This window comes from Rhodopseudomonas palustris BisB18 (genome assembly GCF_000013745.1).
Lineage (GTDB): Bacteria > Pseudomonadota > Alphaproteobacteria > Rhizobiales > Xanthobacteraceae > Rhodopseudomonas_A > Rhodopseudomonas_A palustris_F.
In genome coordinates, this window is sequence record NC_007925.1 from 608,489 (window position 1) to 630,576 (window position 22,088).

Consider the following 22,088-nt stretch of genomic DNA (forward strand, 5'->3'; position numbering starts at 1 on the left):
TTGGGGTTTTCGCTTGCGGAAACGTATCGGGGAGTCACATATTACGAGAGGAGAGTGAGCCATGACAGTAGCATTGATAAGGGCAAGTGACGGGCTGGAAATTCCAGTGATTCAGCGCGATCTCTATGCGGAGTCGTGCGTGATGCTCTTTGGTAGTCAGGGTATCATCGACTCTTTGACGCAGGAGCAACTCAGGTCCTTTGGGCAAATGCCGGATGGCCCCGCCCAAGAAATAGGAATATCCCCCACCCGAGACGAATGAGCCAAGGCCCGCAGATAGCGGGCCTTTTATTTTCAGATATGCCGCTGCCAATAGCCGGTGAAGTCAATTGACATGCCCCGCTTCATCGCCACCAACGCGGCTCACTTGCTCACTTGCTCACTTGCTCACCATTTGACTGGCGGCGATTGTCTTCACGCCATCTCAGCATAACGCAGCAGGTAGACGCCAGCGATGGCGGTGAATACCGATTTCAGCGCGGCGCAGGCGGGCAAAGTATTCCTCCGACTGCTTGGCATGGCAGGCTGCGCCAAAGCCATAGACCTGTGAATGGTCAATGGGCTTGACCGCAAAACGGTCGCGCATGGTCAGCCCATCAACCGGTCTCGTCAGCGTGGACCGTAGTCCCTTTGCGATGCGGCTGGGATTAAGCGCGACGCTTAGCATTCCGAATTGAACACGGCGTCAAGGCAGAATCGAAGCGGGCCGATCTGACTTGAGATGAACTAGCCGAGCGTTTGAAGAAACCCGGCCAACCGAAACTGTCTTGGTCACGCCAGCGCGGTGCGCCGGTCGGCGATGGCGCGGCGCAAGGTGCGCGACAGCAGTTCGACCGAATACGGCTTTTGAATCAGTTCGAAACCGTGGTGGGCGTTTTCCGCCAGCACCGTGCTGTAGCCGCTGGTCAGCACCACCGGCAAACCCGGATAACGCTCACGGATCAGCGTCGCCAGTTCGACGCCGTTCATCCCCGGCATGATCACGTCGGAGAACACCAGATCGAAGGCGAACTCGTCCTCCGAAATGGCCGCGAGCGCCTCGTTGGCATTGCCGACCCAGCGAATGTCGTAACCGAGGTCCCGTAACAGCTCGGTGGAAAACCGGCCGACGTCTTCGTTGTCTTCCACCACCAGCACGCGATGGCCGCGGCCGCTCGCCGTCACCTCGGCGCCCACCGCGACGACATCGGCGAGTTCGGCGGGACTCTCGGCTTGCGGCAGGTAGATGGTGAAGGTCGATCCGTGGCCGAGCGTACTGGTCACTTCGATTTCGCCGCCGGACTGCTTGGCAAAGCCGAACGCTTGGCTGAGCCCGAGCCCGGTGCCCTTGCCGACCTCTTTGGTGGTGTAGAACGGCTCGAAGATGGCTTCGAGCCGTTCGGGAGCAATACCCGATCCGGTATCGGTCACCGCCACTGCTATGAAGCTGCCGCGGCGGCCGGGATGGCTGCGCAGCGGCGGAAGCGCCTCGACCTTGACGACGTCGAAGGTCAGGCAGCCTTCGCCGTTCATGGCATCGCGGCCGTTGACCGCGAGATTGACCAATGCGGTTTCGAACTGCGCCACGTCGGCCATCGCAAAGCAGTCCGGACAGCCGAGATGGACCGCGATCTGGATGCGGCTGCCGACCAAGGGGCGGATCAATTGCGCGATGCTCTCGACCTGCGAGCCGATGTTGAACACCTGCGGCGTCAACGGCTGCCGCCGCGCGAACGCCAACAGCTGCCCGGTGAGCGTCGAGGCACGGTCGACCGTCTCGGAGATCGCGTCGATATAGCGCCGCCGTCGCTCCTCCGGCAGATCGCGGCGGCGCAGGAAATCAGTGGCCGAACGGATGATGGTCAGCAGGTTGTTGAAGTCGTGCGCCACGCCGCCGGTCAGCTGACCGACCGCCTCCATCTTCTGCGACTGCCGCAACGCTTCCTCGCTATGGCGCCGCTCGGTGATGTCGACGGCCTCCGGCAACACCGCGGAGACCCGGCCGTGCTCGTCGAAAATCGGCCGCATCGCGAAATCGAAGAAGCGGTCGCCGATCGGCAGATGCAGCAGCATCTCGGTCCGCACGGTTTCGCCCTTCTTCGCGGCCGCGAAGGCGCCACGCACGCAGTCGCGCATCCCCTCGGTGCCGGTGAACCACGGCGAATCCCAGAACCGAATGCCGAGCACGGCGTCGACCGTGCTACGGATGCCGGCCAATGCGGTGGCGTTGATGTAGACGATGTTGCCCTTCAGATCGAGCAGGCCCTGATATTGGTTGGTGGTCTCGAACATCGCCCGCATCTGCGCTTCGTTGGCCTGCAATTGCGCGGTGCGCTGCTTGATGCGCTGCTCAAGCGTCTCGTTGAGCCGCCGCAACTCGGTTTCGGCCTCCTTCGAGGCGGTGATGTCGTGGGCGACGCCGATGAAGCCGATGTGCTTGCCGGCGGCGTCCCAGCGCGGCTGCGATTCCGAGCGCATCCAGCGCCACGGCCCGTCGGCGCGGCGATAGCGGGCCTCCAGCACGAACGGCTGCAGCGAGGTTTCGCCGGCGATCTGCTCCTGCAGGATTCGCGGCAGATCGTCCGGATGCAGCACGGTGCGCCAGTCGAACGCCAGCGCGGCGTCGTAGTCCAGCCCGAGAAAGTCCAGATAGGCCTGGTTGGCGAAGGCGCGCTTGCCGTCCAGCCGGCTGACCCACATCGGCACCGGCGCGCTGTTGGCGATCAGCCGGAAGCGCTGTTCGCTTTCGCGCAGGGTTTCCTTGGCCAGCGTGCGATCGGTAATGTCGATGTGGGCGCCGACCAGCCGCTCGGCGCGGCCGTCCGGACTGCGCTCGATCTGCGCTTCGGCGGCGATCCAGCGGATCTGGCCGTCGTTCGGCCGGATGATGCGATATTCGCTTGAGTAGTGATCGGCCGTGCCCGCGATCGCATCGAGCAGGGTCCGCAGCGCGCGGTCGCGGTCGTCCGGATGCAGCCTGCGCACCCAATCCTCGTGGCCGTCCGGTGCATCGGGGGGCAGCCCGTGGATCGTGCTGTATTCCGGCGAGCGGCGTTCGTTGTGGAGGCCGTAGCGCAGATCGACCACCACGCCGCCGATCTTGGCGATGGCCTGGACCCGCGTCAGTTCGTGTTCGCGCTCGCGCAACGCACTGGTCGCATGGTGCCGCTCGATGATCAGGCCGACGGTGCGGGCGATCAGGCCGGACAGCTCCAACGCGTCCCTGCCGGGCGTCCGCGGCCCGCGGTGGCTGACCACCAGGGCCCCGATGGCGGCGCCGTCCGGCCCGACGATCGCGGTCGACCAGAACGCGTGCGGCTGCAGCGCGTCGCAGTCATTCGCCAACGGGCAGTTTTCCGGGGCCAGGCCGACCAGCAACCGGCTGGTCGCCGGATCGGCGAGCCCGAGACTGCAGCAGAAGCCGGTCCCGAACAAGGGTTCGACGCCGCGCAGCAGATCGCGCAAGGCGCGCTGCAGCGGGGTGCCGGATGCCAGACCCGCAAGGATGCCGCGTTCGATCTCCAGAAAGGCTAGGATCTTGCTTTCCGACGGCTCCATTCTGGTCTGGTCCTCTCGGGGAGCGAGCCTGCAGGATAGCACAGATCCGCCAGCCCCGCAGCGCGCGGCGAATCGGCGATCAACGTCCGGCGCCGCCCCGCGTTCTCGCCAGGGCCCGCCGAACTATGAGGATGGTTGAGGCCAAGTGAAGGCGAACCGCCGAAAGCCGGTTCGCCTTCCTTGCCCAGTGCGACGAGGCGGCGGGCGCCGTCGCCCTCCGGCGCGCCGCGCCCCGGCGGCGGACCTGTCGACGCAGCGCAGGCGGTTTAGCTCCAGACCCCGCTGCGGCGATCCTCGACGCGCTTGGCCTTGTGGGTGGCGCGGGGCAGCGTATCGGGCGGCAGCACGTTGACCTTGGCGGTGACGCCGGTCACCGCCTTCAGCGTCCGCACGAAGCGGTGCTGCAGGTCTTCGGCGCCGCCGTTGTAGCCGCGGACGTGCTCGACCTCGACGGTGAGCCGGTCGAGATGGTCGATGCGCTCGACGATCATGCGATATTCGCCGGTGAGTTCGTGGTCCTTGCGCGCCACCGCTTCGACGTCGCTGGGAAACAAATTGACGCCCTTGATGATCAGCATGTCGTCGAGCCGGCCGTGCACGCCGTTCAGCCGGATCGCGGTGCGGCCGCAGCGGCACGGCTCCGGATTGAAGCTGACGATGTCGCCGGTGCGGAACCGGATCATCGGCCGCGCCGACTTCTGCAACGTGGTCAGCACCATCTCGCCGCGGTCGCCCGGCTTGACGGGGTCGCCGCTGTCCGGATCGATCACTTCGACCAGGATGTGATCCTCGGCCCAATGCAGCCCGCTCTTCTGCTCGCACATCCCGGCGCAGGAGCCGAAGATGTCGGACAGGCCGTAGTAATCGTACACCGAGGCGCCCCACAATTGCTCGATGCGCTCGCGGGTCTCCAGGATCGAGCCGCCGGGCTCGCCGGCGACGAAGATCCGCCTGACGCTGAGATCCTTGCGCAGGTCGTAGCCTTCTTTCACGGCGGTTTCGCCGAGATACCAGGCGTAGGACGGCGTTGTCCAGATGATGCTGGCCTGGAATTGGCGGAGGATCTGCAACAGCCGCTCCGAGGGCAGCGTGCCGGCGTGGATGGTCAGCGCGCCGAGCTTCTGCGCGCCGAGCACGCAGGGCCCGCCGATGAACAGCGACATGTTCAGCGAATGCGCGTAGCGGTCATGCGGCCGCATTCCCGAGGACCAGAACTGCCGCGCTTCGTAATCGATCCAGCCGTCGAAATCCTGCGCGGTGAACGGCGAGGCGGTCGGCACCCCGGTGGAGCCCGACGACGCCGAGATATAGACGATGTCGCGCTCCGGCACCGCCACCAGATCGCCGAACGGCGGCGCCGCGAGCTGGCGGTCGCGCAGCGTGCTCTTGTTGATCAACGGAAAGCGCCGGATGTCGTCGAGGCTTTTCACCTGATCCGGTTGCACCTTGGCTTTGTCGAACGCCGCGCGATAGGCCGGCGAGCCCGCATAGGCATGGGCGAGATGCTTCTGCAGCAGCGACAGCTTGAGCGCATCCCAATCGGCGCGGCTCTGGGTTTCGAGTTTGGCGTCCCAATAGGGGCGATCGTCGGCGTGGGTGTGCGAAGTCATAGGACGTCCATTCGTCACGAACTGCGCCGGGCGCAGAGATGTCGGGAGCGGAAAATGCGCGCGGCCGGCGCGCGGCCGGCCTCGCGTGGCAAGCGATCGGTCGGCTACCAGGTGGTGAGGATCGTGCCGTTGAACTTGTTGTCGACGAACTGCTTGACCTCCGGCGAGCGATAGATCTCGACGAACTTCTTCAGCGTCGGATTGTCCTTGTTCTTGGCGCGCACCGCGAACACCAGGTTCCAGTTGCTGTCGGCGTCTTCCAGAAGCAGCGCCTTGTTCGGATCGAGCCCGGCGTTCAGCGCGTAGTTCAGATTGACCGCGGAGAAGTCCAGATCGTTCAGCGAGCGCGGCAATTGCGCGGCGTCGAGTTCGTTGAACTTCAGGTGCTTGGGGTTCTCGGCGATGTCGGCGACGGTCGCCTTGATGCCGGCGCCCGGCTTCAGCTTGATCAGCCCGGCCTTTTCGAACAGCTGCAGCGCGCGGGCGCCGTTCGACGGATCGTTCGGGATCGCCGTGGAGGCGCCGTCCCTGATCTCCTCGATCCTCTTCACCTTGTTGGAGTACAGCCCGATCGGCACGATGATGCTCTTGGCGATCGGCACGATGTCGTAGCCGCGCTGCGCCACCTGGTTGTCGAGATAGGGCTGGTGCTGGAAATTGTTGATGTCGAGGTCGTCCTGCGCCAGCGCGGCGTTCGGCACGGTGTAGTCGGTGAACTCGATGATCTTGAGCTGAATGCCCTGCTTGCCGGCCAGTTCGCCCGCATAGCGCAGGATGTCGGCGTAGGGCCCGGCGGTGACGCCGATCCGGATCACTTGCGGATCGGCGGCGTGGACGGTGCCGGCCGCGGCCAACATCAGTCCGGCGGCGATCGCCGCGATGCGGGTTAGTTTCATGGAAAACTCCTCGTCCTCAGCTTCGGTTTGCTGGCGGCGAAGCTAGCGGAGGCGGGTTCCCAGTCAATTTTGTATTTCTTCGCGGCTGGAGAGGAAAATTCCTCCATGACGGTCATTTTCGTCATTATTCATCCGACGTCTGCCGCTTCGGACCGCTTGATGAGATGGAAATTCTCGAAAACCGCCGCGCGCGGGCTCGGCCGAGCGCCGGCTGCGGCGAGCCGGCGGAGATGGTTTATGGCGCCCGGCACCGCATCCAGAGAAGGAATTGCCTGCGCGGCGCGATCCTGCGATCATCGCCTTGCTTTGTGGTTGTGGTGCATTGCGGCCACGCCGGTTTGTGGATAATCCGGGACGATCAGCCCACGCAAACGCCACGCAGCGAGACTCCTGCCGATGAATGCACCATGGCCCCAACCGATCGGAGCGCCCGTGGAGTTGCCAGCTTCGACCGCGCCCTCCGGCATTTCGATCGAAAATGTCGCCAAGACCTATCCGGCGCGCAAAGGCAGCGCCGAAGTCGTCGCGCTCGACAACATCAATCTGAATGTGCCGGAAGGCAGCATCGTCGGCGTGATCGGCCGCAGCGGCGCCGGCAAATCGTCGCTGATCCGGCTGATCAACGGGCTCGAACAGCCGACCAAGGGCCGGGTGATCGTCAACGGCACCGAGATCACCTCGCTCGACGAGCCGGCGCTGCGCCAGGCGCGGCGCTCGATCGGGATGATCTTCCAGCATTTCAATCTTCTGTCGTCGCGCACCGCGTTCGACAACATCGCGCTGCCGCTGGAGATCGCCGGCGTCGCCAAGCGCGAGATCGCCAAGACGGTGCTGCCGCTGCTCGACATGGTCGGCCTCGCCGACAAGCGCGACCGCTACCCGGCGGAATTGTCCGGCGGCCAGAAGCAGCGCGTCGGCATCGCGCGGGCGCTGGCGACGAGTCCCAAAGTGCTGTTGTCGGATGAGGCGACTTCGGCGCTCGATCCGGAAACCACCGACCAGATCCTCGAGCTGCTGAAGCGGATTAACGCCGACTTGCGGCTGACCATCCTGTTCATCACCCACGAGATGGCGGTGGTGAAAGCGCTCGCCGATCGCGTCGCGGTTTTGGAGCGCGGCCACATCGTCGAGGAAGGCACCACCTACAACGTGTTCGCCTCGCCGCAGCACGAAGTGACCAAGCGCTTCGTCTCCTCTGTCACCGGCAGCCAGGCGCCGGACTGGTTGCTAGCGCGGCTGAAGGCCGAGCGCGGGCCGCAGGACGAAGCCGTGCTGCGCATCTCGTTCCGCGGCAGCGACGCCGGCCAGCCGCTGTTGTCGCAGATCGCCCGCTCGTTCGGCATCGACATCAATATTCTCAACGGCCAGGTCGAGATGATCGCCGGCCATCCGTTCGGCACGCTGATCGTGTCGATCCCGGCCGAGCCGGAGCTGGTCGGCCAAGTGTCCAACCAATTGAAGGCCGCCGGCAGCGCGGTGGAGCATCTCGGTTATGTCGCCTGAACTCATCGAAATGATCGCCTGGTCGACGCTCGACACCCTGATGATGGTCGGGCTGTCGGGACTGTTCGGCACCGTGCTCGGCCTGCCGCTCGGCATCTTTCTCGCCACCAGCCGCGCCAACGAACTGTTTCCGGCGCCGGTCGCCAACCGCATCGTCGGATTGATCGTCAACGCCACCCGCTCGACGCCGTTCATCATCCTGGTGGTGGCGATCGTGCCGCTGACGCGCTTGATCGCCGGCACCTCGATCGGCACCGCGGCGGCCACCGTGCCTTTGACCATCGCGGCGATCCCGTTCATCGCCCGCGTCATCGAGGCTGCGATCCGCGAAGTCGACCAGGGGCTGATCGAGGCGGCGCGGGCGTTCGGCGCGAGCCCGCTGCAGATCGTCCGCAAGGTGCTGCTGCCGGAAGCGATGCCGGCGGTTACGCTGGCCTTGACGCTGACCATCGTCAGCCTGCTCGGCTATTCGGCGATGGTCGGCGCGGTCGGCGGCGGCGGCCTCGGCGATCTTGGCATTCGTTACGGCTACCAGCGCTTCATGCCCGAGGTGATGCTCACCGTGGTGCTGGTGCTGATCGCGCTGGTGCAGGGCGTGCAGACACTCGGCGACACGGTGGCGCGCCGGCTCGACAAGCGTTCGCGGCAATCCTGAGCCGCATCTGACAGGAGATAGGTTGTTATGCGTTTACTGACTGCGTCGCTGGTCGCGATCGCCGCCCTGATCGGGTCGGCGCAGGCCGAAACCATTCGCGTCGGCGTCACCGCCGGGCCGCACGCCGAGATCATCGACGTGGTGCGCAAGGTCGCCGCCGAGCGCGGCCTCGACATCAAGGTGGTCGAATTCACCGACTATGTGGTGCCGAACCAGGCGCTGGCGCAGAAGGATCTCGAGGCCAATTCGTTTCAGCACGAGCCTTACCTGAAGAACCAGATCTCCAAGACTAACTGGAAGATCGTCAAGGTCGGCAACACCATCATCTCACCGCAGGGGGTCTATTCGACCAAATACAAGACGCTGGCCGATCTGCCGACCGGAGCCAAGGTCGCGATCGCCAACGATCCGTCGAACGGCGCCCGCGGCTTGTTGATTCTCGCCCAGAACGGCCTGATCAAGCTGAAGGACCCCAGCAACACCGCGGCCTCGGTGGCGGACATTGCGGAAAATCCGAAAAAGCTGCGCTTCGTCGAGCTCGACGCCGCGCAATTGCCGCGCTCGCTGCCCGACGTCGACCTGGTGTCGATCAACAACAACTACGCGGTGCAGGCCGGCCTCAACCCGGTCACCGATCCGATCGCGCACGAGACCCCCGGCGGTCCCTGGGTCAACATCCTCGCGGTGCGCGAGGAAGACAAGGACAAGCCCTGGGTCAAGCAGCTGATCGAGGCCTATCACTCCGCGCCGGTGCGGCAGTTCATCGAAACCCGGTTCAAGGGCACCTATCTGGCGGCGTGGTAGCAGGCGGCAGCGCTGCCAGTGGCGCTCGCGATGACCTTGTTGCCGCGGTGAGCGAAGATTAGAGCATTCGGTTAGATTGATGCGGTTCAAGAGTTCCAGGCCGTCATTCCGGGGCACGAGCAGCTTCGCTGCGAGTGAGCCCGGAATCCATAACCACCGCAGGGCGTATGGATTCCGGACTTGCTCTTTGTTCGAATTCGCAATCCGGAATGACGCCGTTTTTGGTTGGATGTTTCAATCCTAACCGAAAAGTCTTTAGCGGGTCAGGCGCTGCACGATCTTGTCCAGCGCCTGCGTATAGACCCGCTGCGCGAGGTCGGGATGCCGCTTGCTGAGCGATTCGATCATCACGCCGGAATTGATCTCGAGAATTCGCGGAGTTTGCTTGCTCCAGACGACGTCGATGGCCCCGAAGGCCAGTCCGATCGCTTGTGCGGCCCGGCCGGCGATATCGACGCTGGCTCTCCAATGCGGGCCGTCGTGCAGCAGCTCAGGCTCCGCGCCGAGATCCAGATTGTGCCGCCAGTTGAGGAAGAATGTCTCCCCTTCCGGCAGCACGGCGTCCAGCAATGTGCGATTCGGAGGAAGGTTGGACAGCGTCGTTGCCAGCAGCTGGGCCGGCACTCTGTCGAGCACGAGTTCGAAGGCCGACCGCACGCCGTCGCCGATCACCGAGGGGCGTTGCTTCTCGTAGACGACGAGGGGGTGTTGATCGAGCAGGATGACGCGAATCTCGCGGTCGATATCCAGATAGGGCGCCACCGCCAGATTCTGATTGACGGCGAAGATCGCCGTCGCCGCCTGCTCCAGCTCGAGTTCGGTGGCTACCTTGAAAACCAGATTGCCGCAGGTACCCTCGTTCGGCTTCAGCACCAGCCCCTCGGGGTGCTCGCCCTGCATCTGCAGCATCCGCGTCCAGTGTCCGCCGAGCGGCACGTACTTGAACTGGTTGTGATTCATGAACAGCGCGTGCGGCACACAGTCGATTCCGCAGGATGCAAGAATCTCGGCCGTCGCGGACTTGTCGTTGGCGATGCGATGGACGACGGAGCTGTTGAGGCCGACGTCGTATCCATAGATGTAGTGCTTGATCACGCCCTTGCTCATCACCATGAGCCAGCCGTCCAATCCGAATTCCACGTCGAAGCCATTTTGCTTGCAGTATGTTTCGACGACTCTCGCGATCGCCCGGTTGGCGTATTGCATGACATGTCTCTCAACGGATCGGTTGGCAGTGGCGGGGGATCGATCGGCCGGCTCCGGATCAACCGCCTGGCGGCGCGCAACATGGGCTTTGGGCGGCATGGGACGCTCGGACGTTTGGCGGTCTCGGCTCGACAGAAGGGGCGGGTGTGCATCGGACCGAGGTTCTCAAACAGTCCGGCGGCTGGTCGCACTATATCCGAAATTTTCCTGACGGGCGCCAGAGAGCAACCCGAGCAAAGCTGCCGAATCGGCAAAATCGCGGCGCGACGGACCGACTGGGATTCCCGCCGCGCCGGCGGCGACCGAGCCGCCGGCTGAGCACGTATCCAAGAAGTCGTCGCGGCGGTTGCGTGAGCCGCGCAGACGTCGTCCGGTTGTTGCGCTGACGCCGTTGACGCGATGCTGAGTACCCGCGACCGGCGAATTGCTGTATGGCTGTCGCCGCGCCGGCCGACGGCCGCCACGCTTTGAATCGATTCAACGGATCGGCCTCGTAGTACTGCGAGGACGTGCCGCAATTTTGCGGCGAATGCGCCGCTAAGGATTCTGCATGGACACGTTGCTGTTGCCGTTCTCGCCGCGGTTCATTGCGCTGACGATCTGCACCGTCGCCACGCTGGTGTTGTTCGGCGTTGGAATCTTCGACCCGAAGGCGTTCGATCTGGTGCTGCTGCCGTTGTTGCTGTTCGGCGCGCTGACGCTGCTCGGCCTGCGCGACCTGATCCAACGCAGCCACGCGGTGCTGCGGAACTATCCGATCTCCGCGCATCTGCGGTTCCTGCTCGAAGAAATCCGCCCGGAAATGCGGCAGTATTTCTTCGAGAGCGAAAAGGACGGCATGCCGTTCAGCCGCGACACCCGCGCGGTGATCTACCAGCGCGCCAAGATGGTGCTCGACAAGCGTCCGTTCGGCACTCAGGAGGACGTCTATCGCGAAGGCTATGAGTGGATGCACCATTCGGTGGCGCCGCGGCCCAATGCCGAACAGCAGTTCCGGCTCTCGATCGGCGGCCCGGACTGCGCGCGGCCGTATTCGGCCTCGGTGTTCAACATTTCGGCGATGAGTTTCGGCGCGCTCAGTCCCAACGCGATCCGGGCGCTGAACGGCGGCGCCAAGAAGGGCGGCTTCGCCCACGACACCGGCGAAGGCGGCGTCAGCCCGTATCACCGCGAGAACGGCGGCGATCTGATTTGGCAGATCGGCTCCGGCTATTTCGGCTGCCGCAACCCCGACGGCTCGTTCAATGCGGACGAATTCGCCAAGGTGGCCTGCGAAGACCAGATCAAGATGATCGAGCTCAAGGTCAGCCAGGGCGCCAAGCCCGGCCATGGCGGCGTGTTGCCGGCGGCGAAAGTCTCCGAGGAAATTTCCAAGATCAGGGGCGTCGGCATGGGCGAGGATTGCATCTCGCCGGCGTTTCACAAGGCGTTCTCGACGCCGCTGGAGCTGATGGCGTTTCTCGACGAGATGCGGCAATTGTCCGGCGGCAAGCCGACCGGCTTCAAGCTGTGCATCGGCCACCCTTGGGAGTTTCTGGCGATCTGCAAGGCGATGCTGCAATCCGGCATTTATCCGGACTTCATCGTGGTCGACGGCACCGAGGGCGGCACCGGCGCCGCACCCTTGGAATTCATGGATCATCTCGGCATGCCGATGCGCGAGGGCGTCAACTTCGTGCACAACGCGCTGATCGGCATCGACGCTCGCGACCGCATCAAGATCGGCGCCGCCGGCAAGATCGCCACCGCCTTCGACATGGCCCGCGCCATGGCGATCGGCGCCGACTGGTGCAACTCCGCGCGAGGCTTCATGTTCGCTCTCGGCTGCATCCAGTCGCTGAGCTGCCATACCGACCGCTGTCCGACCGGCGTCACCACTCAGGATCCGAGCCGCAACCGGGCGCTGGTGGTGCCGCACAAGATCGAGCGGGTGTATAATTATCACGAGGCCATGCTGCTGGCCTTGGCCGAACTGATCGCCGCCGCCGGGCTCGATCACCCGCAGGAGTTGCGGCCGATCCATTTTTCGCAGCGCACCTCGACCACCGAGGTCCGCTCCTTTGCGCGGCTTTATCCGCAGCTTCGCCCGGGTGAATTGATCGCCGGCACCAGCGACCTCCGCTTCCGCGATGCCTGGGACTTGGCGCGCGCGGATTCATTTGCCGCGGCGCTGTAGCGCGCCCGACGACCCATCCGGACGGATTTGGTCGGACGGGTCGGCACGACGCGGTTAGTAGTCGCAGCTCCGGACCCGGCCGATATAATTGCCGAACGCGTCATACTGGCGCACCCAGCCGCAGCGGCGATAACCGTAATCGCTGTAGTAATAGCCGGAGTTGTTGGCGATCGCGCTGCCGACCACGGCGGCGCCGAGCAGTCCGGCGCCGACCGCGAAGGCGGGGCCGGGACCCTTGGCCTCGGCTTGGGTCGATGAAGTGATAGCGCCGGCGGTGACGACGGCTGCAAGTGCGATGGCTGCAGATCTTGTTTTGAACGACATCTGGATTCTCCGTCCTGTGCAAGGCGGCCTGATTGGTCCGCATGCCGATTCGTCGGAGTCGTTCGCAAAACGGTTCGACAATTCAGGATAGAATCTGCGTGGCGTCACGCCTGCGGCGTCTGACCAAAAGTGGTCAGGTCGAAACGATCGACGTCCTCGAGCAATTCGCAGAACGCTCGCGCGCCGTGCGCGATCAGCTGCCGGCCGGCCTCGGCGGAGGCCTTGGTGGCGTCACCGATCGCGCCGCTGCGATTGAGGTCCTCGGCCTGCCAGGCCAAAGGAGCCGGCCGCTGCGTCGACAGCCTTTGAAACCGCCGCGCGATCTCGAGGCTGGCCGGATGAAAGTCCGCGATCTTGTCGCTGCGCACCTGTTGCGGATCGTGCGCCAGCATGATCGAGGTTTCGACCGCGCCGCCATGGATGCCGTGGCGCAGCTCCTCGTCATCGAACAATCCCGCGGGGCCCCCGAACCGCGACCACGACGTGGTCACCGCGAGCATGCCGTGATCGGCGCGCAGCTGCTGCGCCACCAGGTTCATCGCCGCGCTGTTGCCGCCGTGGCTGGTGACGATCACCAGCTTGCGCAGCCCGGCGCGGGCCACGCTGGCGCCGATCGCCGTCCAGGTTGCGATCGCCAGCTCGGCCGGCAGCGTCAGGGTGCCGGGGAAGCCGATATGCTCGGTGGATATCCCGATCGGCTGCAGCGGCAGAAAGCTCGCCGGAACGGCGGCCGGCAGCAGCGCGCGGACTCGCGAGAGGTAAGCCTCGGCGATGAAAACATCGGTGCCGAGCGGCAGATGCGGGCCGTGTTGCTCGGTGGCGGCCAGCGGCAGCACCGCGATCCAGCGCGCCACGTCGGTGTCGGCGAAATCCGGCCAGCGGATCGCCGTCCAGTCGCGAGAAGGAGCCTTGCCTGTCATCGGTCGAGGTGTTTCTCCGCGGCGTTTGCCGGCCGGCCCGCTGGTCCGTACAATGTCTGCCTGCAGCATGACCCCAAAAACTGCAGCCCGGCTTTCGGACATGTTGCAGCTCAAACGAGAATCGAGAGGCCATCATGGGCAAAACCACCGACGGAGTCCAATGATGAGCCGGGGCTTGTTGCGACGAGCGTTAACGGCCGGCCTGGTCACGCTGGCGCTGTCGGCCCCGGGCAGGGCCGAGGACACGCTCGACAAGGTGTCGTTCGGCACCAATTGGGTCGCCGAGGCCGAGCATGGTGGATTTTTCCAGGCGGTGGCCGACGGCACCTACAAGGCCTACGGGCTCGACGTCAGCATCGTGCCGGGCGGCCCCAACATCAACAACCGCGCCCTGCTGATCGCCGGCAAGCTCGATTTCTTCATGAGCGCCAATACGCTGCAATCGTTCGACGCGGTCGCCAACAACGTGCCGGTGGTCGCGGTGGCGGCGATGTTCCAGAAGGATCCGCAGGTGTTCTTGGCGCATCCGGAAGCCAAGGTGACCAAGCTCCAAGACCTCAAGCCGCTGACGCTGTTCATCTCCAAGGAGGGCGTCGCCAGCTATTTCCAATGGCTGAAATCCGAATTTGGTTTCAGCGCGGCGCGGGTCAAACCCTATACCTTCAATCCGCAGCCGTTCCTGTTCGACCGCAAGAGCGCGATGCAGGGGTACGTCACCTCGGAGCCCTATGTGATCGAAAAGCAGGCGGCCTTCAAGCCGACGGTGCTGTTGCTCGCCGATTACGGCTTCAGCAGCTATTCGACGCTGATCGAAACCCGTCGCGACATGGTCGAGAAAAAGCAAGACCTGGTGCAACGTTTCGTCGATGCCTCGATCGTCGGCTGGTACAACTATCTCTACGGCGACAACAAGCCGGGCAATGCCATGATCAAGAATCTCAACCCGGAGATGACCGACGACATGCTGAGCTATTCGGTGGCCACCATGAAGCAATACGGCATCGTCGATTCCGGGGATTCGCTGACCGACGGCATCGGCGCGATGTCGGACGCCCGGATCGCGGATTTCTTCGGCAAGATGTCGCGCGCCGGCGTGGTGCCGCGCGACCTGGATTTCCGCAAATCCTATACGCTGCAGTTCGCCAACAAGGGCGTCGGCATCGACCTGCGGACCAAGCGCTGAGGCCGCCGCCGATGGCCGCATCCGCAGCGCTCACCGAGCATGAGCTTGCTCCGCGAGACGCGGTCGCGGTGCGGCTGCGCGGCGTCAGCAAGCGCTATCGCAGCGGCGCGCCGGCGCTGGGGCCGCTCGATCTCGACGTCGGCCGCGGCGAATTCGTCGCGCTGCTGGGGCCGTCCGGCTGCGGCAAATCCACCGCGCTGCGGCTGATCGCCGGCCTGGCGCAGCCGAGCAGCGGCACGGTGCAGCGCACCGCGCATCCGGTCACGCGGCGCGGCGAACACGCCATCGGCTTCGTGTTCCAAGAGCCGACGCTGATGCCATGGGCCAGCGTGCGCGGCAATGTCGCGCTGCCGTTGCGGCTGGCACGGGCGTCGCGCGCCGACGTCGCCGCCAGGGTCGAGGAGGCGTTGACGCGGGTCGGCTTGCGCGAGGCCGCCGATGCGCTGCCGCGCGAACTGTCCGGCGGCATGAAGATGCGGGTGTCGCTGGCGCGCGCGCTGGTCACCGATCCGGATATTCTGTTGCTGGACGAGCCGTTCGCAGCGCTCGACGAAATCACCAGGTTCCGGCTCAACAACGATCTGCTGACGCTGTGGCGCGAGCTGCGCAAGACCGTGATCTTCGTCACCCATTCGGTGTTCGAATCGGTGTATCTGTCGCAACGCGTCATCGTGATGACGCCGAAGCCCGGACGGATCGCCGCCACATTCCGTATCGCCGCGGAGGAGCCGCGCGACGATAGGTTTCGCACCTCGGCCGGCTATGCGGCGCAATGCCGTGAGATCTCCGACGCGCTGGTCCGCACCAACGCCAGGGAGTCGGAATGAGCGACGCCGGCGAGCCGCAGCGCGATCGCGAGGCCCGCGGCATCGCGGCGACGCGGTTGTTGCAGATCGCCTTGCCGGCCATTGTGCTGGCGTTGGCGATCGCCGGATGGCATCTCGCGGTGCGGCTCAACGACATTCCGCCTTATGTGCTTCCCGGACCCGGATTGGTGCTGCGGACGCTGATCGCGGATTGGCCGGTGCTGTCGGGCTCATTGCTCACCACGCTGTGGACCACGCTGGAGGGCTTCGTCGCCGCGGCGATCGGCGGCATCGCGCTGGCGATCCTGTTCAACCAGTCGCGCTGGCTGGAATTTGCGTTGTTGCCCTATGCGATCATCCTGCAGGTGACCCCGGTGATCGCGATCGCGCCGTTGTTGTTGATCTATCTGCCGCAGGACACCGCGGTGATCGCCTGCGCCTTCATCGTGGCGTTCTTTCCGGTGCTCGCCAACACCACGCTGGGGTTGAGTTCGGTGGACCGCAATCTTGCCGGGCTGTTCCGGCTCTATGGCGCGTCGCGCCTGCAGACCCTGCTGCGGCTGAAGCTGCCGGCGGCATTGCCGTATATCCTGGGCGGGTTGCGGATCGCCGGCGGGCTGTCGTTGATCGGCGCGGTGGTCGCCGAGATCGCCGCGGGCTCCGCCGGCGCCGGCTCCGGGCTCGCCTACCGCATCGCCGAGTCGAGCTACCGGCTCAACATTCCGCGGATGTTCGCGGCATTGCTGTTGCTCTCGCTGGCCGGGATTGTCATTTATGGGCTGCTGGCGCTGGTCTCGCATCTTGCGTTGCGACGCTGGCACGAAAGCGCGCTGGGAAAGGACAATTGATGCCGGACGTCTCCTCGGAGCAGGTTGATCTCTTGCTCTATGGCCCTGACAAGCCGCTGATCGATGCGGGCTTCCCGGATCGTTTCGGGCTGCACAAGGCCGAGCAGTTGGCCGATCTTGAGCGGCTCGCGCCCGACATCGCCGCACGGATCCGCGGCGTCGCGGTCACCGGCCTGGTGCCGGCCTCCGGCGCGGTGCTGGCGCGGTTTCCCAAGCTGGAAATCGTTTCGTCGTTCGGCGTCGGCTACGATCACGTCGATGCGGGTTATGCACGCGAGCACGGCATCGTCGTCACCAACACCCCGGATGTACTGACCGAAGAAGTCGCCGACGTGGCGCTCGGTCTGTTGATCGCCACGCTGCGCGAGTTCATCGCCGCCGATCGCCACGTCCGAACGGGTGCCTGGCAGAGCCAGAATTTTCCGCTCAGCACAGGCTCGTTGCGCGACCGCAGCGTCGGCATCGTCGGCATGGGGCGGATCGGCCAGGCGATCGGCCGCAGGCTGGAGGCCTCCAAGGTGCCGGTGGTGTATCATTCGCGGCACCCCGCGGCGGGCGTCGGCTATCGGCACTATCCGAACCTGATCGAGATGGCCAAAGCCGTCGATACGCTGGTGGTGATCATTCCGGGCGGCGCCGCCACCGCCAAGCTGATCAACGCCGAAGTCTTGGCGGCGCTGGGGCCGCGCGGCGTGGTCGTCAACGTGGCGCGCGGCTCGGTGATCGACGAGCCGGCGCTGATCACGGCGTTGCAGACGGGCACCATCCAGGCCGCGGGGCTCGACGTGTTCGCCGACGAGCCGAACGTGCCGGAAGAGTTGCGCGCGCTGCCCAACGTGGTGTTGCTGCCGCATATCGGTTCGGCCTCGGTGGTGACCCGCAATGCGATGGATCAGCTGGTGGTCGACAACCTGACCGCCTGGTTCGACGGCCAGCCGCCGCTGACGCCGATTGCGGAAACCCCGGTGAAGGATCGCTGACGATGTCGACGCGCCGTTGTTCGCTGTGGCCGGCCGGTGCCGTGGTTGTCGCGGCGATGGCGGCGTTGTTGATCGGCGAAATGCCGGCGCGGGCGCAGGACACCAGCGCGATGAAGAAGCAGATGCTCGGGCAGTGGGAGCTCTCCACCGCCGAGCGCAGCAAGACCTGCGTCGTCACTTTGAAGAATGACTCTACCGCGCAGGGCTTCCGGCTCGAGCTGGAGCCGACCTGCGCGGCGGCGTTGCCGTTCACCAAGGAAATCGCCGCCTGGAGCATCAAGGGGCTCGACATCGTGCGGCTGCAGGACGCGGCCGGACAATCGGTGATCGACCTCACCGAAGTGGAAAGCGGCATCCTCGAAGGCCTGCGCTCGGGCGAGGGCATCTACATCCTGCAGAACCTGATCGCGGCGCGCTCGCTGGCGAAATCGATGGACCAGATGATCGGCGACTGGTCGATGGTGCGCGGCAACGGCCAATCGATCTGCGGCTTGACGCTGACCAACAACGAGGCCACGCCGGACAACTTCCAGCTGTTCCTAAAACCGCGCTGCGATCCGGCGGTGGCCGGCTTCGCGCCGACGATGTGGCGGCTGGAGCGCGGCGCCTTGCTGCTGATGGCGGCCAATGGCGCGGTGTGGCGGTTCGAGGCCGACGACAACGCGCAATGGCGCCGCACCCCGGACACCGTCGATCCGTTGATCCTGTTGCGGCAGTAGGCGTAGCTTGCGCCGCAAGCCCGTCATTCCGGGATGTGCGGCAGTCGGCGAAGCCGACTGGGGCACAGGCCCGGAATCCATAATCCCCGCGGGGGTTATGGATTCCGGGCTCGCTCGCAGCTTCGCTGCTCGCGCCCCGGAATGACAGCGAGATAGTTCGACTTCTATCAGCAAGCGCTAGATCAACTTCAATCCCTTCAGGCTGGCGTGGCCGTGCTTGCCGACGATGATGTGGTCGTGCACCGCGATGCCGAGCGGCTTCGCGATGTCGATGATCTGTTTGGTCATCGTGATGTCGGATTGCGACGGGGTGGGATCGCCGGAGGGATGGTTGTGCACCATGATGATCGCGGTGGCGGACAATTCCAGCGCCCGCTTGACGATCTCGCGCGGATACACCGGGGTGTGGTCGATGGTGCCGACCTGCTGCAATTCGTCGGCGATCAGCTGGTTGCGCTTGTCGAGAAACAGGATGCGGAATTGCTCCTTGTCGGCGAACGCCATCGCGGTGCGGCAATAGTCGATCACGCTCGACCACGACGACAGCACCGCGCGCTGCTTGAGCTCGCCCTTGGCGACGCGGCTCGCCGCCGCGGCGATCAGCTTGATCTCGGTGATCGCCGCTTCCCCGAGCCCGGCGATCTCGCGCAGCCGCGGCTCCGAGGCGTGCACGGTTTCGGCGAACGAGCCGAATTTGCCGATCAGCGCTTTGGCCAGCGGCTTGACGTCGCGCCGCGGCAGCGCGCGAAACAGCACCAGCTCCATCAGTTCGTAGTCCGACAGCGCCTCGGCGCCGGCGCTGCGGAAACGCTCGCGCAGCCGCTCGCGATGGCCGTGATAATGCGGTGCCTCGGCGAAGAAGCCGGGCTCGGTGCGATCGTCGGGGTCGGCGGAATCGGCGGCCATGGCGCTACGCTGCGAAGTTGAACGGCGCAAGCTTGCCGCGCCCGCTGAGTTTTGCAACCGGGATTTATGTTTGTTCAATGTGAATGGCTGCGCCGATCGACCGGAATGACGGCTTCAATATCAGCTCAATCCGCGCTGGGCAGCCGCTTCAGGGTGAATTCGATGCGGTCGCCGGGCAGTTCGCGCCAGCTTTCCACGCCGCTCATATAGGCGGCCTTGGGAAAACTCGCGAAAAACTCTCTCGCCGCCGCGCGGGCTTCCTGCCGCGGCAGCGTCAGGGTCTGGCGCACAAAGCCGTCGGCCGGCGGCCTGCGCCGCGCCATGCGGTCCGCCAGATCGCGCGGGCGATCGGCCATGTCGAGAACTCCGTACTTTTGAGGATGCGCTTCGGGATCACCTCTCACGACGCCCTCAATATAAGACAGTCCGGGAACGAATCCGAGGGCATCCACTTGAATCCCGGTTCTGTTGAGTTCCTGAGTTCGGAGTATGCGTCATGGCCCCGCGCGCCAACTGGAAGGGCTTTTTGCGCCTTTCGCTCGTGACCTGTCCGGTGGCGCTTTACCCGGCGACCTCGGATTCCGAGAAGATCAGCTTCAACCAGATCAACCGCGCCACCGGCAACAGGATCAAATACCTCAAGGTCGACGCCGAGACCGGCGAGGAAGTCGCGCCCGACGAGATCATGAAGGGCTACAAGGTCGATAGCGACAGCTACATCGAAGTGACCAAAGACGAACTCGACGCCATCGCGTTGGAATCCACCCGCACCATCGATATCGACCAGTTCGTGCCGAAGTCGGAAATCGACGAATTGTATCTGGTGCGGCCGTATTTCATCGTGCCGGACGGCAAGGTCGGTCACGACGCCTATGCGGTGATCCGCGAGACCATCCGCTCGCTCGACAAGGTGGCGCTGGCCCGCGTGGTGCTGACCAACCGCGAGCACGTCATCGCGCTGGAGGCCCGCGACAACGGCCTGATGGGTATGCTGCTGCGCTACCCTTACGAGGTGCGCGACGCCGCGGAGTATTTCGACGATATCCAAGACGTCAAGATCACCAAGGACATGCTGGATCTCGCCAAGCACATCGTCGAGCAGAAATCCGGGCATTTTGCGCCCGAGGGTTTCGAGGATCACTACGAGGCGGCGCTCACCGAACTGATCAACCAGAAACGCAACGGCACCCCGATCGCCGCCAAGGCGCGGCCGAAGGGCGACAACGTGGTCGACCTGATGGAAGCGCTGCGGCGGAGTATTTCCGGCGATGCAAAGGCCAAGACGGCGGAGGGCGGTCGGTCCGAGGGCCGGGCGGCCGCCGCTGCGCCCGCCGCAGTCGGGTCGGCGAAATCATCAGCTGCCGGCGGCACGTCGGCCAAGGGCAAGAAGCCGCGCAAGGCGGCGGCCGGGCAGAAGGAAATGCTGCTGCCGATCAGCGGCAGCCGCGCCGCCAAGGAGGCCGCGAAGGAGATTTCCAAGGAGGAGGCCGGCAAGACCCGCAAGCCGGCCCCGCGCGCGGCGGCGAAGGCGCGTAAGGCGGGGTAGTCTAGCGTCGATCGTAGGGTGGGCAAAGCGAAGCGTGCCCACCGTCTGCGATAGCGACGAGTGTCGGCAAGTCAGGTGGGCACGGCGCAAGAGCGCCTTTGCCCACCCTACGCGCTGTCATCCCGGGGCACGAGCAGCGAAGCTGCGAGTGAGCCCGGGATCCATAACCACTGCAGGGGTTATGGATCCCGGACTTGCTCGTTCTTGCGAACTCGCAATCCGGGATGACGGCTTTGATTGGGTCGAACTGATCCCACGACAGCGCCGTCAACGCATCCCACTGAGATGTCATTCCGGGGCGCGAGGGCGATAGCCCGAGCGAACCCGGAATCTGCTGCGGAGGCAGCGCCGCGCCGCGCGTTGCGAAATTCCGGGTTCGATCGCAGCTTCGCTGCTCTCGCCCCGGAATGACGGCGTTTGGTTGCGGGAATGACGGCGTTTTGTTCGCCGGGATTGTGGGGAAGGAATCAGACTGCGACCCCGACCTGACGGGGGAGAGCACGTTGAAAAAGCTGAGCCGGATCGACTTCCGGCGGGCCGCTTACCCGTTGATCGGCGGCTTGTCCAAATTCTTCGGCGACAGCGTAAAAATCTCTGCCCCGGTGGGGGTGACGCCGATCGAGTGTTCGAACTGCGCCGACAGCGAGCGGTCGCGGGTCACCGCGGTCCAGCCGTCGGACAGCACCTTCACATAGGGTTTGCCGAGGTTGATCATCGGCTCGATGGTGAAGAACATCCCCGGCTTCAGCGCCACGCCCTGACCGGGGCTACCGACGTGGATGATGTTCGGCTCGTCGTGAAACATCCGGCCGAGACCATGGCCGCAGAAATCCCGCACCACGCCCATGTCCGGCTCGACATAGCTCTGGATGGCGTGGCCGATGTCGCCGGTGGTGGCGCCGGGCTTCACCGCGGCGATGCCGCGCAGCAGCGATTCATAGGTCACCTCGATCAGCCGCTCGGCCTTGCGCGAAATCGCGCCGACCGGATACATCCGGCTGGAATCGCCGTACCAGCCGTCGACGATATAGGTGACGTCGATATTGACGATGTCGCCTTCTTTCAGCGGCCGGTCGCCCGGCATGCCGTGGCACACCACGTGATTGATCGAGGTGCAGGTCGAGAAACGGTAGCCGCGATACATCAGCGTGGCCGGATAGGCGCCGTGGCTGAAGGCGAATTCGCGGACGAAATCGTCGATTCTCGAAGTCGGCACGCCCGGCTTGACGATATCGACCAATTCGTCGAGGCAGCGCGCGACCAATTGGCCGGCCTTGCGCATACCGGCGAAGGCATTCGGGCCGTGCAACTTGATCTGCCCCGTCTTGCGCACGGAGGTCTCGGAGGCGTCGACATAGCTCATCGGGCGATCTTGCTTCGAAAAGGAGTGATTTGAAGTCCCAATCTAGTGATCGCAGCGGATCGCGCAAGCCAAAGCGCCCCCGCCTGGGATCATGCCAGTTCGGCGC

Annotated in this window: 21 protein-coding genes; 11 read left to right on the forward strand and 10 right to left on the reverse strand. The window is 64.8% G+C overall.

From position 1 onward, the window contains the following. Positions 1-61: 61 nt before the first annotated feature. Positions 62-262, forward strand: coding sequence for a hypothetical protein (locus tag RPC_RS25895; RefSeq protein ID WP_157043115.1), 201 nt, complete (start codon positions 62-64; stop codon positions 260-262). Positions 263-424: 162 nt separating this feature from the next. Here the strand turns inward: RPC_RS25895 and RPC_RS25900 are convergent, their stop codons facing one another. From RPC_RS25900 to RPC_RS02845, 4 genes are all read right to left on the reverse strand, one after another. Next, positions 425-586 carry a hypothetical protein gene (locus RPC_RS25900; protein WP_157043116.1) on the reverse strand — a complete coding sequence of 54 codons (162 nt, stop codon included), beginning with the start codon at positions 584-586 and terminating at the stop codon, positions 425-427. Positions 587-771: 185 nt separating this feature from the next. Beyond that, positions 772-3,537 carry a hybrid sensor histidine kinase/response regulator gene (locus RPC_RS02835; protein ID WP_080507299.1) on the reverse strand — a complete coding sequence of 922 codons (2,766 nt, stop codon included), beginning with the start codon at positions 3,535-3,537 and terminating at the stop codon, positions 772-774. Positions 3,538-3,803: 266 nt separating this feature from the next. Then, positions 3,804-5,147 (reverse strand): phenylacetate--CoA ligase family protein, encoded by a 1,344-nt coding sequence (locus RPC_RS02840; RefSeq protein ID WP_011471044.1) that lies wholly within the window; start codon positions 5,145-5,147, stop codon positions 3,804-3,806. Positions 5,148-5,251: 104 nt separating this feature from the next. Beyond that, positions 5,252-6,004: a MetQ/NlpA family ABC transporter substrate-binding protein gene (locus RPC_RS02845; protein WP_049766173.1), complete on the reverse strand. Its 753-nt coding sequence runs from the start codon at positions 6,002-6,004 to the stop codon at positions 5,252-5,254. A 435-nt stretch (positions 6,005-6,439) separates the two neighbouring features. Between RPC_RS02845 and RPC_RS02850 the strand changes: the two genes are divergently transcribed. Genes RPC_RS02850 through RPC_RS02860 form a run of 3 tightly spaced genes read left to right on the forward strand, consistent with a single transcriptional unit; the run spans position 6,440 to position 9,005 of the window. Beyond that, a complete protein-coding gene (locus RPC_RS02850; protein ID WP_041801328.1) occupies positions 6,440-7,546 on the forward strand; it encodes a methionine ABC transporter ATP-binding protein in 1,107 nt (368 codons plus the stop codon). Next, on the forward strand, positions 7,536-8,201 hold the full coding sequence (locus RPC_RS02855) for a methionine ABC transporter permease (protein ID WP_011471047.1): 666 nt from the start codon (positions 7,536-7,538) through the stop codon (positions 8,199-8,201). Before RPC_RS02850 ends, RPC_RS02855 begins: the two co-directional genes overlap by 11 nt. Before the next feature lie 27 nt (positions 8,202-8,228). Continuing rightward, positions 8,229-9,005, forward strand: a complete 777-nt coding sequence (locus RPC_RS02860) for a MetQ/NlpA family ABC transporter substrate-binding protein (protein WP_011471048.1) — start codon at positions 8,229-8,231, stop codon at positions 9,003-9,005. 255 nt (positions 9,006-9,260) lie between these two features. Here RPC_RS02860 and RPC_RS02865 read toward each other — a convergent pair whose 3' ends face one another. Beyond that, the gene (locus tag RPC_RS02865; RefSeq protein ID WP_011471049.1) at positions 9,261-10,310 is read right to left on the reverse strand and encodes an ATP-grasp domain-containing protein; all 1,050 of its coding nucleotides are present in this window, start codon (positions 10,308-10,310) and stop codon (positions 9,261-9,263) included. Between the two features lie 451 nt (positions 10,311-10,761). Here RPC_RS02865 and RPC_RS02870 point away from each other — a divergent pair, with 451 nt between their 5' ends. Then, the gene (locus RPC_RS02870) at positions 10,762-12,387 is read left to right on the forward strand and encodes an FMN-binding glutamate synthase family protein (protein WP_011471050.1); all 1,626 of its coding nucleotides are present in this window, start codon (positions 10,762-10,764) and stop codon (positions 12,385-12,387) included. A gap of 54 nt (positions 12,388-12,441) precedes the next feature. Here the strand turns inward: RPC_RS02870 and RPC_RS02875 are convergent, their stop codons facing one another. After that, positions 12,442-12,711, reverse strand: a complete 270-nt coding sequence (locus tag RPC_RS02875; protein ID WP_011471051.1) for a hypothetical protein — start codon at positions 12,709-12,711, stop codon at positions 12,442-12,444. A 104-nt stretch (positions 12,712-12,815) separates the two neighbouring features. Continuing rightward, a complete protein-coding gene (locus RPC_RS02880) occupies positions 12,816-13,631 on the reverse strand; it encodes a creatininase family protein (RefSeq protein ID WP_011471052.1) in 816 nt (271 codons plus the stop codon). Between the two features lie 163 nt (positions 13,632-13,794). Between RPC_RS02880 and RPC_RS02885 the strand changes: the two genes are divergently transcribed. Genes RPC_RS02885 through RPC_RS02905 form a run of 5 tightly spaced genes read left to right on the forward strand, consistent with a single transcriptional unit; the run spans position 13,795 to position 18,167 of the window. Further along, the gene (locus RPC_RS02885; RefSeq protein WP_011471053.1) at positions 13,795-14,814 is read left to right on the forward strand and encodes an ABC transporter substrate-binding protein; all 1,020 of its coding nucleotides are present in this window, start codon (positions 13,795-13,797) and stop codon (positions 14,812-14,814) included. Positions 14,815-14,825: 11 nt separating this feature from the next. Then, positions 14,826-15,641, forward strand: coding sequence for an ABC transporter ATP-binding protein (locus tag RPC_RS02890; RefSeq protein ID WP_011471054.1), 816 nt, complete (start codon positions 14,826-14,828; stop codon positions 15,639-15,641). Further along, positions 15,638-16,468 carry an ABC transporter permease gene (locus RPC_RS02895; protein WP_011471055.1) on the forward strand — a complete coding sequence of 277 codons (831 nt, stop codon included), beginning with the start codon at positions 15,638-15,640 and terminating at the stop codon, positions 16,466-16,468. The genes RPC_RS02890 and RPC_RS02895 overlap by 4 nt, the downstream gene beginning before the upstream one ends. After that, entirely contained in the window at positions 16,468-17,448 is a 981-nt protein-coding gene (locus RPC_RS02900) for a 2-hydroxyacid dehydrogenase (protein WP_011471056.1), read from the forward strand. The genes RPC_RS02895 and RPC_RS02900 overlap by 1 nt, the downstream gene beginning before the upstream one ends. A 2-nt stretch (positions 17,449-17,450) precedes the next feature. Continuing rightward, positions 17,451-18,167 carry an AprI/Inh family metalloprotease inhibitor gene (locus RPC_RS02905; protein ID WP_011471057.1) on the forward strand — a complete coding sequence of 239 codons (717 nt, stop codon included), beginning with the start codon at positions 17,451-17,453 and terminating at the stop codon, positions 18,165-18,167. Positions 18,168-18,344: 177 nt separating this feature from the next. On the opposite strand, the gene radC is transcribed toward RPC_RS02905, so the two are convergent. Beyond that, positions 18,345-19,073 carry a RadC family protein gene (gene radC / locus RPC_RS02910; RefSeq protein ID WP_011471058.1) on the reverse strand — a complete coding sequence of 243 codons (729 nt, stop codon included), beginning with the start codon at positions 19,071-19,073 and terminating at the stop codon, positions 18,345-18,347. Between the two features lie 125 nt (positions 19,074-19,198). Then, the gene (locus RPC_RS02915; RefSeq protein ID WP_011471059.1) at positions 19,199-19,429 is read right to left on the reverse strand and encodes a hypothetical protein; all 231 of its coding nucleotides are present in this window, start codon (positions 19,427-19,429) and stop codon (positions 19,199-19,201) included. Between the two features lie 140 nt (positions 19,430-19,569). On the opposite strand from RPC_RS02915, the gene RPC_RS02920 reads away from it, so the two are divergent. Further along, a complete protein-coding gene (locus RPC_RS02920; RefSeq protein ID WP_011471060.1) occupies positions 19,570-20,619 on the forward strand; it encodes a Ku protein in 1,050 nt (349 codons plus the stop codon). Between the two features lie 541 nt (positions 20,620-21,160). Here RPC_RS02920 and map read toward each other — a convergent pair. Beyond that, positions 21,161-21,982, reverse strand: coding sequence for a type I methionyl aminopeptidase (gene map / locus RPC_RS02925; RefSeq protein ID WP_011471061.1), 822 nt, complete (start codon positions 21,980-21,982; stop codon positions 21,161-21,163). Positions 21,983-22,088 lie beyond the last annotated feature (106 nt).